The 1,268-nt window shown below is 56.3% G+C and carries 3 protein-coding genes and 1 pseudogene; all 4 read right to left on the reverse strand.

Annotated elements, in window-relative coordinates; genetic code table 11:
* Nucleotides 1-200, reverse strand: a 200-nt coding sequence (locus J5224_RS28390) for a Rieske (2Fe-2S) protein (RefSeq protein ID WP_264628447.1), incomplete at its 3' end; no start/stop codon positions are given.
* 11 nt (nt 201-211) lie between these two features.
* A complete protein-coding gene (locus J5224_RS28395; RefSeq protein ID WP_319802499.1) occupies nt 212-469 on the reverse strand; it encodes a recombinase-like helix-turn-helix domain-containing protein in 258 nt (85 codons plus the stop codon).
* Between the two features lie 41 nt (nt 470-510).
* Nucleotides 511-831, reverse strand: a pseudogene (locus tag J5224_RS28400) (Rieske (2Fe-2S) protein); the annotation flags it as partial.
* 172 nt (nt 832-1,003) lie between these two features.
* Nucleotides 1,004-1,268: SDR family oxidoreductase (locus J5224_RS28405; RefSeq protein WP_264628448.1), on the reverse strand; the 265-nt coding region annotated here is incomplete at its 5' end.

Genomic DNA, 1,268 nt, shown 5'->3' on the forward strand with positions numbered 1-1,268 from the left:
CCAAGCGACAGGCGAGCGCCCCGGTGCGGGCAGCGGTCTTCCAGTGCCTGAACCTGGCCGTCGCTGTCGCGCCACACCACAATCTGCTCCCCCAACCGCGTGATGCCGACAGGATTGGCCTGTACTTCCCAACTGGCCAGTACCGGATACCATAAGCCCCGTAACCCGCGATCGAGGTATTGCTGCACCGTTGAATCCATTGCGTCCTCCTTTACTTGCCGTTTTCTTGCAAAAAGGCCCGCAGCGTTGCTTCCTGCCAGGGCTGACCTTGCTGATCGTACAGTGCTGCTGAATTCAACCCTTCCACCAACGCGGGCAGGGTATCGATACCTTGATCAAACAGGATTTCCAGCCCGGCGATAAAGGCCAGCGTCCAGGGCATTGGCGCGCTGCTTCGACTCTGCCAGACCAGATTGCGGTATCCACCGGGAGCATGGATGCAGCCGTTACCGCCGCCAACGGACGAGATAGTCGGCTGCTGCGCTGCGGGTGCCGGATTAAATTCCTGATCGCGATGGTCTCCTCCGTTAGCCTGATTTGAATGTGATTTTCAACGCGCCGCACCCGGTAGCAATGCAGGTCACGCTCACCCGGCCCGCCGAGACATTGCCCGGTTTTAATATCAAACACTGCGCCGTGTAAGGGGCACTCAACGCTACCGTCTTCAATAAATCCCTGACTCAACAAGGCATAAGCGTGCGGGCAAATATCCTCGAGGGCGTAGTACTTGCCATCAAGCAGGTAAATACCGACGGCGTTATTTTCCACGCTGCCACTAAACGGCCTGTTTTCCTGTATCTGATCTGCCTCGCAGACACGAATCCAGCACATCGTTCTCTCCGACATCGGTTTCATTAGTGAAATAGACGCTATCGTCTTCGAACAACTATAAAATTGATGCTTAAATCGTCAAGGAAGGCGGCAAATCAAGAGTGGAATTTGTTAAAAGGCGAGAAAAGCAGATACTGCAAGGGCAACGCCAAAAAATTGACGTTGCCTCATGCTAACGCAACGTATATCCCCCGTCGCAATAGAGCGTGTTGCCCGTCATGTGCGTGTTGTCGAGCAGGAACAGCGCCGCATCGGCCTGCTCTTCCACCGTTGCAGGACGTTGCAATACGTTGAGTTTGCCCCACTGTTGGTAAGCGGCCTCGCGCACCTGCGCCGGACGACCCTGCCACAGCGTGCTGTCGGTGGTGCCCGGAGACAAACAGTTTACCCTGCGTGGCGCCAATTCAACCGCCAGCCCGCGCGCCAATCCTTCCAGG

It is taken from the genome of Candidatus Symbiopectobacterium sp. NZEC135, assembly GCF_025962695.1.